Here is a 13,086-nt window from a genome sequence, read left to right as displayed (position 1 = left end):
ACCGTTCCATTTATCTATCACAAGGATTATCAATGGGTTATCTCTGTGTCGTCAGAACACCGTCACTTGCGATACTCGTCGGGGATAGGCAGCTCCTGAGCCAGGGGTCTCGGACGATGTCCCCGCCCACGACGGAACTGCTTGAGTTGATAGACATAAGCCAGCACCTGCGCCACCGCCGCGAAGAGTCCCTCCGGGATTTCGTGACCCAGTTCGGTGCTGTGGTAGATGGCACGGGTCAGTGCCGGTGAGGGCAGGATCGGTATCTCGTACTCACGGGCAATCTCGCGGATCTTCATCGCCACCTCGTCGACCCCTTTGGCCAGCACCTTGGGCGCTGCACCGGGTCGCTTGGGATCATACTGCAGGGCCACCGAGTAGTGACTCGGGTTGGTGATGACAACATCGGCCTTGGGGACGTCTCCCATCATACGCCGCATCGCCATCTCCATCTGCAGGCGACGGATCCTCCCCTTGACCTCGGGTTTGCCCTCGGTATCCCGATACTCGTCCTTGACCTCCTGCTTGGTCATCTTGAGCTGGCGCATATGGTTCCACTGCTGGAAGGGCACATCGATGGCGACGATGGGCAAGAGTGAGCAACAAAGCACCACTATCATCCACAGGAAGAGTTCGAGGGCATCGATCACCCCGCCAGGAAACCCCTCGACGGAGAGATGCATCAGGTGATCGAACTGACTGGCCAGCAACCACCAGGCAAAGAGGGCGATAAAGAGCACTTTGGCGATGGACTTGAGCAACTCGACCAACGACTGGACCCCAAACATGCGCTTGAGGCCATTGAGGGGATTGAGCTTGTTAAACTTGGGCAGCATCGCCTCGGTGGAGAAGTTAAATCCCCCCATCAGGATATTGCCGACAAACGAGGCCACCATGACCAGAAAGAAGAGAATGCCAAGCGGTTCAATCAAGGCCTTGATCAACTCGGTCAGCAGAGTCCCCATGGCATGGGGATCGAAGATCTGCTCGCGCTCCAGCGAGAAACCCTGTCGAAAGATGGAGACCAGCGAGGAGGCAAGACTCCCTTTAATCATCATCAGGGCAAAGCAGGCCGCCAGCAGGACGCTGGCCGTCCCCAACTCGCGAGAACGGGGGATCTGACCCTTGTCCCGTGCTTCCTGAAGTCGTTTACCGGTGGGTAACTCCGATCGTTCCTGATCGGTCTCAGCCATCTATGCCTCCCTCACACCGGGTGCCTATGGTCAGGCAAAGCAACTCCTGTACCCGTAGCCACAGATGATCGAAGTGTTCGGTAAAGTTGCCGATGGTGAGCCAGATGATGAAGAGACCGGCGATCATGCTGACCGCAAATCCCATGCTGAAGATATTCAATTGGGGAGCAGCCCGGGTCATCACCCCAAACGAGAAGTTGATAAGCAGCAGGGCAATGATGGCCGACAGTGACATCACCAAGGCAGCCTGAAACATGACTCCGAGGAAGGCAGCCAGATCCCGGTACATTACCGCCGGTATGCCCGACTGGGAGACCGGCAAGGTATCGAAGCTGAGGATCACCAGCCGTAACAGCAGCAGATGGCCATCAACGGCCAGAAAGACCAAGGTCGCCAGCATCAGATAAAACTGCCCCACCACGGGGGCCGACTGGCCGTTCATGGGGTCGACCAGGGAGGCAAAGCCAAGGCTGGTCTGCATCGCCAGCACCTGGCCGCCCATGATGAAACTCTCGGTCAGAAACAGGGTCAACTGCCCCATCGCAACCCCGATCAGGATCTGCTGCACCGTGATGAGAAAGCCCGCCCCCGAGAAGAGGGGATCGGCCGGCATGGGAGGAAGAACGGGCACCACCACCATGGTAATGGCGAGGCTGAGCAACAGCCGTACCTGCATCGGCACCAAACGGCTGCCAAAGACCACCATCACCATCAACATGCCGCCAATCCGGCAGAGGGGCCAGATGAAGGAGGCCAACCACTCCATGATGAGGCCGGTGGAGACGGTCAACCCACCACCTCGGGGATCTGCTGCACCATCAGAATGAAGAAATCCATCAGGCTCTGCATCCCCCAATGGGCTCCAAGGGCCAGTGCCAGCAGGGTGACGATAAGACGGGGCAGAAAACTCAAGGTCTGCTCGTTGATAGAGGTGGCCGCCTGGAAGATGGAGACCACCAGACCCACCAGCAGGCTGGGGAGTATGACGGCACACACCATGACGCTTACAATCCAGAGTGCCTCACGAAACACATCGACGAAGGTTTCCGGTGACATGGCGACTCCTTAGCCGCTGCCCAGGCCAAAACTGGTGGCCAGACTGCCCATGATGAGGTTCCAGCCATCGACCATCACAAACAGCATCAGCTTGAAGGGAAGCGACACTATCATGGGCGAGAGCATCATCATGCCCATGGCCATCAGTATACTGGCCACCACCAGATCGATGACCAGAAACGGCAAGAAGAGCATAAATCCTATCTGGAAGGCCGTCTTGAGCTCACTGGTCACGAAGGCCGGGATCAGCACGCGCATGGGCACATCCTGCGGCTTATCCACCTTCACATTGGCGATCTCCATAAAGGTGTTGAGATCCTTGATGCGCGTCTGGGACAACATGAACTGCTGCAGGGGAACCTGCGCCTTGGCCAGGGCTTCCTTTGAGGTGATGGTCTCGGCCAGATAGGGTTGCAGCGCCTCATCATTGATGCGATCGAGCACAGGCGACATGATGAAGAACGACATGAAGAGCGCGATACCGATCAGTACCTGATTGGAGGGACTCTGCTGCAAACCGATGGCCTGACGCAAAATACCGAGTACCACCACGATACGGGTAAAGGAGGTCATCATGATGACGATGGCCGGCAGGAAGGAGAGCGCCGTCATCAGCGCCAACACCTGCAGGGTCAGGCTGTACTCCTGACTCCCGTCGGTGTTGGTGGTGACCGTCACCGCCGACATCCCGTCCTGGCCAAAACAGAGCGGCGCCGCCAACAGCAAGCCAAGCCAGAGCAGGCTACGCATGATCATCCTTTTTCATCAGCTTGCCCAGTTGCTGCGCAAAGGGCTGGGTTTCATCGAGGGGCGTCTCGAGGCGGGAGAGAAAACTGACCTGAGCCGGGGTGACACCGAGCAGATATTGCTGCTCACCCACCCTGACCACCATCAGCTTCTCTTTGACCCCAAGGGGCAGGGTGGCAACCACCTTCATCTGGCCACCATTGAGGCTCTGGGAGAGACGGGATTTCTTGAGCAGCGCTCCGAGCACCACGATGAGACCGATCACCAGCAGACTCGAAAGTAGCCATGAGGTCATGTTGGGCGTGCTGGCACCGGTGGGCTCGGCCCACAGGGGAAGAGGCAATAACAGCCAGAGATATCGCATCATTTGAGTTTCTTGATCCGCTCGATCTGGCTGATGACATCGGTCAGGCGGATACCGAACTTGTCATTCACCACCACCACCTCGCCGTGGGCGATCAGGGTGCCGTTGACCAGTACGTCGAGAGGCTCGCCGGCCACCCGATCCAGCTCCACCACCGAGCCCTGGTTAAGCTGCAACAGATTGCGGATGCTGATCTGGCTGCGCCCCACTTCCATCGAGATGGTCACGGGAATATCGAGTATGGTGTCGAGCTTGCGACGCTCTTCGGCCGAGATGGGGGGCTCTTCCTGCAGCTCCTCCAGGGGGGCCGGTTTGACCTCGGCCGTCTCGGAGGCCACCTGCTCCTCCAGTGCCGCCGCCCAGGCGTCCGCCATCAGGTCCTGCTCTTCGTCGTTTCCACTCATGTTTGTCGAATCCTTGTTCTTGAATCGGGTTTACTGCTGTTCCTGAATGCCACGCTCGAGCTCCTCGAGCTCCACATCCCCGTCGATCCTGACCCCACCCCGGGTGACCAGATGCATCTCATTCTTCACTGAATCGGGACGCTTGAGTTTGTCGGTGATCTTGAGGGCAACCCTCTCGCGAGTACGCCCCATCTTGGCGTGGAATGTGGGCAGATCTTCTACAAAGACGAGCAGGTTCTCCGGCATCTCCACCGGAATGATGTCACCGGGTTGCAGCTCCATCAACTCGCGCAAACTGATGTCGGTCTCGAGCAACTTGGCACGCAGGCCCACTTTGACATCCATGATCTCATCGCGCAGCGCCTTGCTCCAGCGCACATCGGTATCGCCCTTGTCACTCTGGACACCGGCATCGAGCAGCTCGCGGATGGGCTCGAGCATGGAGTAGGGCATGGCCACATGGAAATCCCCGCCCCCACCATCGAGTTCGATGTGAAACGAGCTGATCACGATCACCTCGGTCGGGCTCACTATGTTGGCCATGGCCGGGTTGACTTCGGAGTCGAGGTATTCAAACCCCACATCCATCACAGGGGCCCAGGCGTCCTTGTAATCCTCGAACACCAGCTTGAGCAACATCTGAATGATGCGCCGCTCGGTAGGGGTAAATTCACGCCCCTCGATCTTGGCATGGTAGCGACCATCGCCACCGAAGAAATTTTCCACCAGGATGAAGACCAGACGCGCCTCCATGGTGATGAGGGCGGTCCCTTTCAGGGGGCGAAAACGCACCATGTTGAGACTGGTCGGAACAAACAGGGTGTGCACATACTCGCCAAACTTCAGCATCTGCACCCCGTTGATCGATACCTCGGCAGTGCGGCGCATCATGTTGAAGAGGCTGATCCGCATGTGGCGGGCAAAACGCTCGTTAACCAACTCCAGAGTCGGCATACGACCCCGGACGATGCGATCCTGGGAGGAGAAGTCAAACGAGGCAACACCGGGTCCACCCGAAGGGCCGACCTCCTCCTCTTCGACCTCATCCACCCCGTGGAGCAGGGCATCGATTTCGTCCTGGCTTAAGAGATCACTCACGGTTCACCTACTGCATCACAAAGCCGGTAAAGAGTACCTGTTCCACCACGTTCTCCTTGGTCAGCTCCTTGAGTACCCGCTGACTCTCCTCCAGCGCATCGGTACGCAGCTTCTCCTTGCCTTCGAAGGTAGAGAGCTGCTCGGCGGTGGCGGCACTGAAGACACGCAGCAATGTCCCCTCGATGAGCGGAATATGCTGTCTTGCCAATCCATCGTTGGCGGCACCTCGTACCATCAACTGGACCTTGATCTGCACCAGACGATCCCGGCTCTGTCCACTCACGTTGAAGACAAAGGGACGAGGCATGCCCACATAGAGGGGCGGCTGTCCCTTGGTATCCGCCTTGGCGGGTGCTTCTGCACTCTCGGTCGTCTCGGCAGGCGCTGACGGCTCACCCGAACCACCCAGCAAAAACCAGGCGGCACCACCGCCACCGGCCAGCAACACCAGCGCAATTGCACCAATGATGATGATTTTTTTCTTGCCGCTTCCCTTATCCTTGAGGGTTAATTCGCTGTCATCTGCCATCGCCACGCCACCATGTCACCTAACTGTTTCATTATCATATAGTTGCTGCGGGGCGCTTCAAGCATAGAAATCAATTCCACTCTCGGTTGCCGATTCCCTGATCAACCGAGTGCCGCCCGATGTGACCTGTGTCTCTTCGTCGCCACCACCGGTATAACCGTCAGAGGAGTGACCCCGTCCCCCCTGATTCATCGACTGACCCATCTGCTGACCCTGTTGCTGCCCCTGCTGGGAATACTGCACCTGGGTCTGTCCCAACTGGATGCCCTGGCCGGCCAACATCTCCCTGAGCCTGGGCATGCTCTGCTCGAGCATCTCCCGGGTCTGGCCATGCTGTACCACGAAGTGGACGCTCACCTGCTGATCCTGCCCCATCTGCAGGTGAATCTTCATCTTGCCAAGCCCGACGGGATCGAGCTGTAGCTCCGCCTGTTGCAACTTGTCGGCCAGCATCACGTTGACCTTGTGCTGCAACTCACCCGGCGCGGTCTCGGGATTCAGACGCTGTGACCCGGGGAAGGTCGCCGCACCCTCTCTGCGGGCCGCCTCCGGCATCGATGCCGGGCGGCTCTCCTGTACCTGGCCCGGCGGCGTGGCCTGTACACTGGCACTCACGGCACCGCTCTCGCCGCTCAGAGGCTGACGCTTGCCATCCCCGCTCTCTTCGCGACGCTCAGCCCGGGCCGCCATGACTGCCTCTCTGACAAGACTGGCCTGACGAGGCTCGGCAACGACGCCCTCTGCCTGACTCTCTGCGGTGATGACGGCAGCAGCCCGGCTCATTTTATCCGGTGCGCCCCGGGCCTGGAGGGTGGCCCCCACTGTCGGTGCACTTGTCCCCGACTCCCCCTCCTTCGCCGCACTCTCGGCAGGATGGGCAGGGGGAGCAGTGGCCGCGGTGGCAACCATCCCCGGGGTCAGTGATGAGGTCGGGGTAGATACCAGGTTCGTTGCCACGGCGTCAGCATGAGGCTGACGACTCACCGGATGGGACGCCGGAGGTTGGGTAACAGCGGAGGGCTCGGTGCGTGAAGTGGCGCTCTTGTCGCCCGCAGCAGCCTCTGATTTGACGGCGGCGACCATCTCGGAAAGCGGCGTCGCCGACTTGGCCTCGGCATGCACCGGCTGGCGAGAGGCGCTCTCTTTGGTGCCCGCTTCCTGAGCCGTGCCTGCGGTCATGGGCCGGTTTTGCACCAAGGGGCTCTCATCTGCGACCGCCTCGTCACGCTCGTCGACGGGAAGCATGCCTGCCTCGATCAGGGTGGAGAGCGGGATCTTGCCCTGGCCATCGCCAGAGCCCCTGGCCGCCTCCGGCCCGCTCACGGGCTTGCCATTCCCCGCCCCCAGAGGGTCACTGTTTGGTGACACAGGCGCTTCCTGGGAAGCGGCGGCGCGAGACTCGGCGAGTGCACGCCTGACCTCGGAGGCGAGTTGACTCTCATCATGGGTGTTCTCGACGCCCTTTGCGCCGCTAGCCAGCTGCAAGGCAACCGTCCCCGCTTGCTGCGAGGCGCGCTCTCCCTCCTTCCCGTTGGCCGAGAGGGCGGCGCCGACCTCATCGGTGGCCTCCTCTTTGGCCTCTTCGGGAAGGCGCCCGGTCACAGCCGGTGCACTGGTCAACTGAGTGCTGGCTTGCTGGGAGGCCATCAGACGGGCCAGCAGATCCTGCGGCAACTCTTCGCCGCCCTCTTGCCCCTTCTCTTTGCCCTCCTCCGTGGGAGCAGACTTCTCTTCGGCGGCCACGGTACCTCGCTCTGTCGGCACCCGATCGGCGCCCTCCTCCATCATCAGGACGGCAAAATCGCTCCCCCTGGACGAGGTGCTTGCCCCCTCACCGGCGGCGGCAGCCTTGGCAGGCACGAGATTGAGTGTGGGTTGAGAGATCATCGGCGATTACTCCAGTTGCCAGTACCTTGACTCCACGGCGAAGTCCGGTCTTGTCGGGTCCAACGCATCCCGTGAGAAGAGCGTTAACAGGAAATGAGCAAATTACAGGCCAGAATTTCTCAAGAAGCTGCGGGTCGCAAACTCGTCGAGCATCTTCTGCTCCTGCCGCTCGGCCTTCTGGCGCTCGCGCAGCGCTTTTTTCTCCAGTAGCAGTGCGACGGCCTTGCGCCGCTGCTGCATGGCCAACCACTCCTGCTTGCGCTGCTCCACCACCTGCCTTACCTGCAGCACCCCTTCGTACTGCTGCTCGGCCGCGAGTTGCAGCTTGTTAATAAACGCCTGATATTGCACGTTTTGTTGCGCTGCCATCCCCTCCAGGCCGCGTTCGGTCCACTGTTGCAGGTAGATCTGGCGATAGTTGCCAAGGGCGTCGTACTGCTCCATAAAGAGCTTGAGATCCTGGCGAGCCTTGGCCAGCGCCATGGCGCAGCGGTGCTCCGCCTCAGCCAACTGTTCGGACAACAACTCGAGCCCTTTGCTCATTCAACCTCCTAGACCATCTGCAAGGGACCGCTGACCATCTTCAGATCCGTCAGACCCTGATCGTACCCCACCACCTCTCTCATTCCCTGCTGCAAGAAGTGGTCCATGTAGGGTTTCTGGGTGATGGCCCGATCGATGCGGGGATCGGCCCCCGGGCTGTAGGCGCCGATACTGATGAGATCCCGATTCTGCTGGTAGAGGGAGTAAAACTGTTTGAAGAGCCGGGCGATTTGCATGTGCTCAAGCGAGGTGACCTGAGGCATGACCCGGCTGATGGATTTTTCGATGTCGATAGCCGGATAGTGGCCGGCATCGGCCAGCTCCCGCGACAGCACTATGTGACCATCGAGGATCGCCCGCGCCGCATCGGCGATGGGATCCTGCAGATCGTCCCCTTCGGTCAGCACAGTAAAGAAGGCGGTAATGGAGCCCTGCCCCTCCCCCCCGTTGCCCGCCCGCTCGACCAGCGCCGGCAACTTGGCAAACACCGAGGGGGGATAGCCCTTGGTCGCCGGTGGCTCGCCAACTGCCAGGGCGATCTCGCGCTGAGCCTGGGCATAACGGGTGAGCGAGTCCATCAGCAGCAGCACATTCATGCCCTGATCCCGGAAATATTCGGCGATGGTGATGGCCGTCTCGCACCCCTTGAGACGCATCAGGGGCGAGGCATCGGCTGGCGCTGCCACCACCACGGCCCGCTCACGCCCTTCGGCGCCGAGGATCTCCTCGATAAACTCCTTGACCTCGCGGCCCCGTTCACCGATGAGCCCGACGACCACCACATCAGCCACCGAGCCCCGGGTCATCATGCCAAGCAGCACCGACTTGCCGACCCCGGAGCCGGCAAACAGCCCCATCCGCTGCCCCTGTCCCACCGTCAACATGGCGTTGATGGCGCGCACCCCCACATCCATCGGCTGATGAATGGGGCGACGGGCCAGTGGGTTGATGCCCCGTGCGGCAAAACGGGCCGTCTGGGCACTGAGGATGGGGCCCAGCCCATCCAGGGGCTGGCCAATGCCATCGATAACCCTTCCGAGCAAGCCCATACCGACCGGGATCCCCTGCTCTTCGGTAAGCGGTACGACCCGGGCGCCGGGGATCACCCCCTTGAGCTGTTCACTGGGCATCAGATAGAGACGATCGCCCGAGAAGCCGACCACCTCGGCCTCGAGCATCCCCTCAAGGGTATCTATCCGGCAGAGCGAACCGATGGCGGCCCGGCACCCCACCGCCTCCAGGGTGAGCCCCACCACCCGCGTCAATTTTCCGGCAACCGGTGTGCGTGGCGCAATCTCACCGACCCGGTAGCGTTGCAGGCGATTCAAGAGCTCGCTCATGGTTTACGACTCCTGGTTGTCGCGCAGAAAATTGCGCAGCAGCTGGGCGATACGGGACTCAAGTTGCATGTCGATGCTCGACAAGGTCGTCGCCAGTTGCACGTCCCCGGGAGAGAGGGTGGGATCCGCCTCCAGCCGCCAGCCGCGCTTGTCGCACTCCTCGGCGCCAAAGGCCTCCTGCACACGGGTCACGTCATCCGGATGCAGCTGCAAGGTGACCCCGCTCTCGGCCGCCGGCAAGTGGGCCAATCCCTCCTTGAGGGCGGCCAGCAGCAGTCGCGGCGAGGTCTCGGCCTCGTGCTTGATAAGCGCCCTGGCCAGTTGCATGGCCAGGCTCACCAACTGCTCTTCGACCCTCTCGTCCATCTCGGCGAGGGGGGTGGCCAGGCGTGTGGCGAGCTGCTGCCAGTGGGCAATGGCCTGCTCGATCACCTCGCGTCCCATGGCCAGCCCCTCTTCACGCCCCTGGGCAAAGCCGGCCTCGTGTCCCTTTTGCAATCCCTCCAGCTTGCCCTCTTCCAGCCCCTGGGCAAACCCAGCCTCGCGCCCCTCACTCATCCCCTCCTCCCAGGCCGCCTGGCGGATCGCCTCGAGCTCCTCGGCGGTGAGGGTGGGGGCAGGCTCAGGCTCCGGAGCCACATCAGGCTCCGGCTCCGCTTGCTGGTACCAGTCGGGAGGCAACCCCAGGGCATTGCTCGAGACGGCGTGCTCCACCTCCATCTCGGGCCATCCCCAATCCTGTATCTCGACGGGATCCTGCTCCGGGCGCAGGTAGCCCCTTAATTTGCGATCGCTCATGGATTAGAGGAACTCGTCGCCGCCACCCGAGCCCAGCATCAGCTCGCCGGCATCGGCCAGACGACGGGCGATAGAGAGGATCTCTTTTTGCGCCGTCTCGACTTCGGAGACGCGGATCGGCCCCATCGCCTCCAGATCATCGGCCAGCATCTCGGCCGCCCGTTTGGACATGTTCTTGAAGATCTTGTCGCGCAGCTGGTCGTCGGACCCCTTGAGGGCGCGCTGCAGCAGATCGCCGGGCACTTCCCGCAGCAGGGTCTGAATGCCGCGATCGTCCACATCGATGAGGTTCTCGAACACGAACATCAGATCCTGGATCTGCTGACTCATCTCCTCGTCCGCCTCGCGGATGGAGTCCATCAGCTGCCCTTCGACGTTGGTGTCGAGGTAGTTCATGATGTTGGCCGCCGCCTTCAGGCCGCCCATCTTGGCCGCCTGAGCACCGGCGGCTCCGGCGAACTGTTTCTCCATGATGTCGTTAAGCTCTTGCAGTGCCGCCGGTTGTACCTCCTCGAGGTTGGCGATACGCATCACCAGATCGAGGCGCACCTGCTCGGGGAACTGGCTCAAGATCTCGGCCGACTGCTCGGGCTCGAGGTAGGAGAGCACGATAGTCTGGATCTGCGGGTGCTCGTTTTGGATGATGCTGGCCACCTGGCGGGCATCCATCCACTTGAGCGAGTCGAGGCCGCGGGCACCGGAGCCAAGAATGATCTGGTCCACCAGGTTGCTCGCCTTGTCCTCGCCCAGGGCCGCCACCAAGGCCTTGCGCACGAAGTCTTCGCTGCCGATGCCGATGTTGGTGTACTTCTGAATGTCATCGATAAACTGGCGATGCACCGCCGCCACCCGATCGTGGCTGAAGTCGGACATGGAGGCCATCGACATACCCAGACGCTGCACCTGCTTGGGCTCGAGGTGACGGAAGATCTGGGCGGCATCCTCCTCGTTGAGGCTCAGCATCAGCACGGCGGCCATCTCCATGCCACTCATGCTGTCAAGGATCTGACGCTGGGCCTCGGTGATGTCGTTACCGGTCACCTGGTTATTACTATCAGGCATCTTTGGTTACCCACTCCTTGATGACCTGGGCAGCCAGGTCGGGTTCGTTAGCCACCAAGGCACGCACGGCCTTGAGCAAATCTTCATCACGATGCAGGTCCGGCAGCTTGAGCTGGCCATCGCGCAGGCCAAACACCGGCTCGCTCTCGGCCTGGGCGGCAAGCAGGCTCAGCTCGTCGTCGCCACCCAGTACCGCATGGTTATCGAAGTCCAGCTCATGCTCGGGCTTGGCATCCGGGTAGAGCAGGCGCTTGAGCATGGGCCTCACTATGGTCACGATGAGGACGATGATGATAAGCACTGAGGCCGCGATGCGCACCGCGCGCCAGAACCAGGGCTGCTCGTAGAGAGGAGGCTCGGCCACACTCTCGAGTTCCGGACGGTTGAAGGGGATGGTCACCACCTCCAGGGTATCGCCACGGGTCACATCAAAACCGAGGCCCGCCCCGAGTACCCGACGCAGGGTATCGAGCTCGGCCTGGTTGCGCGGCTCGCGAGTCACCTTGCCGTCGGCAGCTGTCGCCGTCTTGAAATCCACCGCCACCGAGACGGTCATGCGGCGGATCCCTCCCATCTGGCGACGGGTGTGGCTCACCGTAGTATCGAGTTCATAGTTGCGGGTCGCCTCTTTGCGCGAGCGGCCCGAGGCGCTATTGCTCGCCCCCTCACCGGTCGCCTTCTCGGGAATGGTGGCATTGCTGGGAGGCTGATTGGTCAGCGCCCCCGGCACCCCCATGCTCTGACCGTTGGCACTGCTCTCCTCCATGGTCATCTCGGAGCGCACAGCCGGCAGATCCGGGTTGAAGGTCTTGCGGGTCTGCTCCTGCTGGGTGAAGTCGAGGGCGAGATCCACCTCGGCGGTGTAGTTGTCGGCGCCAAGCACGGGGATCAGGATGGCGTCGATCTTCTGCTTGTACTCGAGCTCCTGCTTCTGCTGCATGGCAAACTCGCGCCGGGTCTGGGCGGCCACCGGGTCTTGAGAGCCGGAGTTGAGCAGACGACCGTTCTGGTCGGTCACTGTGACCCGGGTCGGCTCGAGCCCGTGCACCGCGGAGGCCACCATGTCGACGATGGCATCGACTGTGCCCTGATCGAGGGCGGCGCCCTTGAGGTTCACCACCACGGTCGCGCTGGGTTTGCGCTCATTGCGGGCAAAGACGTTGTCCTTGGGAATGGCCAGCAGCACCTGGGCCTTGGCCACACTCTGAAACTGTTCGATGGCACTGGCCAGCTGACGCTCGCGGCTGAGTTTGAGGCGCTCCCCCTCCATCCGCTGGCTGATCCCGAAACTGGAGTCGTTGAGCAGAATATCCTCACCGCGTCCTCCCAGCTCTTCCGGTGAAGTGAGCCCGGCGCGGGTCAGCTGAAGACGGATTTCCGGGTATTTCTCGGCGTTGACCAGGACAGACTTGCCCTCCACCTCATAGGGAATCTTCTGCTGATCCAGATAATCCAGGGTCTTGACCAGTTGCTCCGTGGTGAAGGTGCCGAGGGGACGCATGTCGGGCTCCTTGCCCCACAGCAGGATAAAGACAGCGATGGCCAGGCAGATGGCCAGCGCCAGGATCAGGGTGATCTGACGCAGGATATCGCTGTTGGAGAGGATGCTGCCGATGGGAGAGCTCTTCTGCTCATTCTCGTCCAGGGTGCCGGCGTCCCCTTCCAGCAGCAGATCACCGTTTTGTTCGCTAGCCACGTTCTAAATCCTTACACCGGCATATTCATGATGGTCTTGTAAGCCTCCACCACCTTGTTGCGCACCTGCACGGTCGCGTCGAAGGCGATAGAGGACTTCTGGGCCGCAATCATCACCTGCGAGAGGTCGATTGAGCGGTCACCGCTGTCGAACCGGGTGCGCAGATCGTTGGCCTGCCCCTGTAGCTCGTTGACGTTGTTGAGGGCCTGGCGCAGCATGACACCAAAATCGGAAGAGACATTCTGACTGGGCGGGGTCACCAGACCGTTGCCGGCCTCGACCCTGAGCGACTGCATCTCCTGCAGCAGGTTGGTGGCATTGATATCCATGATGATCCCCAGACAAATGATTGACGCTGGATGCGTTTAT

The 13,086-nt window shown here is 61.1% G+C and carries 15 protein-coding genes; all 15 read right to left on the bottom strand.

The features are described 5' to 3' along the window. Positions 1-62: 62 nt before the first annotated feature. The 15 genes from flhB to fliE all read right to left on the bottom strand — a co-directional run bounded on the left by flhB (position 63) and on the right by fliE (position 13,046). Positions 63-1,193, bottom strand: a complete 1,131-nt coding sequence (gene flhB, locus BN1133_RS14090) for a flagellar biosynthesis protein FlhB (RefSeq protein ID WP_050667127.1) — start codon at positions 1,191-1,193, stop codon at positions 63-65. Continuing rightward, the gene (gene fliR, locus BN1133_RS14085; protein ID WP_082178014.1) at positions 1,186-1,983 is read right to left on the bottom strand and encodes a flagellar biosynthetic protein FliR; all 798 of its coding nucleotides are present in this window, start codon (positions 1,981-1,983) and stop codon (positions 1,186-1,188) included. The genes flhB and fliR overlap by 8 nt, the downstream gene beginning before the upstream one ends. After that, positions 1,980-2,249 carry a flagellar biosynthesis protein FliQ gene (gene fliQ, locus BN1133_RS14080; protein ID WP_005356543.1) on the bottom strand — a complete coding sequence of 90 codons (270 nt, stop codon included), beginning with the start codon at positions 2,247-2,249 and terminating at the stop codon, positions 1,980-1,982. The genes fliR and fliQ overlap by 4 nt, the downstream gene beginning before the upstream one ends. Before the next feature lie 9 nt (positions 2,250-2,258). Then, complete coding sequence (gene fliP, locus BN1133_RS14075) at positions 2,259-2,999, bottom strand: flagellar type III secretion system pore protein FliP (protein ID WP_050667126.1); 741 nt, start codon at positions 2,997-2,999, stop codon at positions 2,259-2,261. After that, complete coding sequence (fliO, locus tag BN1133_RS14070) at positions 2,992-3,363, bottom strand: flagellar biosynthetic protein FliO (protein ID WP_050667125.1); 372 nt, start codon at positions 3,361-3,363, stop codon at positions 2,992-2,994. The genes fliP and fliO overlap by 8 nt, the downstream gene beginning before the upstream one ends. Further along, positions 3,360-3,764, bottom strand: coding sequence for a flagellar motor switch protein FliN (gene fliN / locus BN1133_RS14065; protein ID WP_050667124.1), 405 nt, complete (start codon positions 3,762-3,764; stop codon positions 3,360-3,362). Before fliN ends, fliO begins: the two co-directional genes overlap by 4 nt. Positions 3,765-3,794: 30 nt before the next feature. Then, positions 3,795-4,862: a flagellar motor switch protein FliM gene (gene fliM, locus BN1133_RS14060; protein WP_050667123.1), complete on the bottom strand. Its 1,068-nt coding sequence runs from the start codon at positions 4,860-4,862 to the stop codon at positions 3,795-3,797. Positions 4,863-4,869: 7 nt separating this feature from the next. Further along, positions 4,870-5,391, bottom strand: a complete 522-nt coding sequence (fliL, locus tag BN1133_RS14055) for a flagellar basal body-associated protein FliL (RefSeq protein ID WP_050667122.1) — start codon at positions 5,389-5,391, stop codon at positions 4,870-4,872. Positions 5,392-5,448: 57 nt separating this feature from the next. Then, a complete protein-coding gene (locus BN1133_RS14050; protein WP_050667121.1) occupies positions 5,449-7,278 on the bottom strand; it encodes a flagellar hook-length control protein FliK in 1,830 nt (609 codons plus the stop codon). Between the two features lie 102 nt (positions 7,279-7,380). After that, positions 7,381-7,821: a flagellar export protein FliJ gene (gene fliJ / locus BN1133_RS14045; RefSeq protein ID WP_050667120.1), complete on the bottom strand. Its 441-nt coding sequence runs from the start codon at positions 7,819-7,821 to the stop codon at positions 7,381-7,383. An 8-nt stretch (positions 7,822-7,829) separates the two neighbouring features. Continuing rightward, positions 7,830-9,161: a flagellar protein export ATPase FliI gene (gene fliI, locus BN1133_RS14040; protein ID WP_050667119.1), complete on the bottom strand. Its 1,332-nt coding sequence runs from the start codon at positions 9,159-9,161 to the stop codon at positions 7,830-7,832. A 3-nt stretch (positions 9,162-9,164) separates the two neighbouring features. Further along, complete coding sequence (gene fliH / locus BN1133_RS14035) at positions 9,165-9,959, bottom strand: flagellar assembly protein FliH (protein WP_050667118.1); 795 nt, start codon at positions 9,957-9,959, stop codon at positions 9,165-9,167. Between the two features lie 3 nt (positions 9,960-9,962). Beyond that, positions 9,963-11,021, bottom strand: a complete 1,059-nt coding sequence (fliG, locus tag BN1133_RS14030; RefSeq protein WP_050667117.1) for a flagellar motor switch protein FliG — start codon at positions 11,019-11,021, stop codon at positions 9,963-9,965. Beyond that, positions 11,014-12,717 carry a flagellar basal-body MS-ring/collar protein FliF gene (gene fliF / locus BN1133_RS14025; RefSeq protein ID WP_050667116.1) on the bottom strand — a complete coding sequence of 568 codons (1,704 nt, stop codon included), beginning with the start codon at positions 12,715-12,717 and terminating at the stop codon, positions 11,014-11,016. The genes fliG and fliF overlap by 8 nt, the downstream gene beginning before the upstream one ends. 11 nt (positions 12,718-12,728) lie before the next feature. Beyond that, positions 12,729-13,046, bottom strand: coding sequence for a flagellar hook-basal body complex protein FliE (gene fliE, locus BN1133_RS14020; RefSeq protein ID WP_050667115.1), 318 nt, complete (start codon positions 13,044-13,046; stop codon positions 12,729-12,731). Between the last annotated feature and the right edge of the window lie 40 nt (positions 13,047-13,086).

Source organism: Aeromonas schubertii, assembly GCF_000820105.1.
Lineage (GTDB): Bacteria > Pseudomonadota > Gammaproteobacteria > Enterobacterales > Aeromonadaceae > Aeromonas > Aeromonas schubertii.
Note: the sequence above shows the minus strand (reverse complement) of the source record. Positions and strands in the feature narration are given on the sequence as shown.